The sequence below is a fragment of the Acinetobacter sp. USHLN143 genome (assembly GCF_037145695.1).
Classification (GTDB): domain Bacteria; phylum Pseudomonadota; class Gammaproteobacteria; order Pseudomonadales; family Moraxellaceae; genus Acinetobacter; species Acinetobacter fasciculus.
Genome location: NZ_JBBCWZ010000299.1, coordinates 1 through 242, shown reverse-complemented (window position 1 = coordinate 242; position 242 = coordinate 1). Strand labels below are relative to the sequence as shown.

Below are 242 nucleotides of genomic sequence, written 5' to 3'. Positions count from 1 at the left end.
TTTACCCCACTCAAAAGCAGAAATTGGCTTGAAATGGCAAGTATCAGAAATATCTGCTTTAGCAGAATTACTCAAGGCACTTGCAACATGATCCGCATTGATGAAATCTGGTTGTCTACTCAGCCCATGGACATGCGTGCAGGTATGGATACGACCATGGCTCAGGTGGTGAGAGCCTTTGGCTACATCAAACCGCATTGTGCTTACCTGTTCTGTAATAAACGTGGCCATCGCATGAAAGT

1 protein-coding gene is annotated in these 242 nt (G+C 45.0%); it reads left to right on the top strand.

The features are described from left to right. Positions 1 to 33: 33 nt before the first annotated feature. A partial coding sequence (gene tnpB, locus WFH18_RS18640) for an IS66 family insertion sequence element accessory protein TnpB (protein ID WP_353933962.1) occupies positions 34 to 242 on the top strand: 209 nt, incomplete at its 3' end.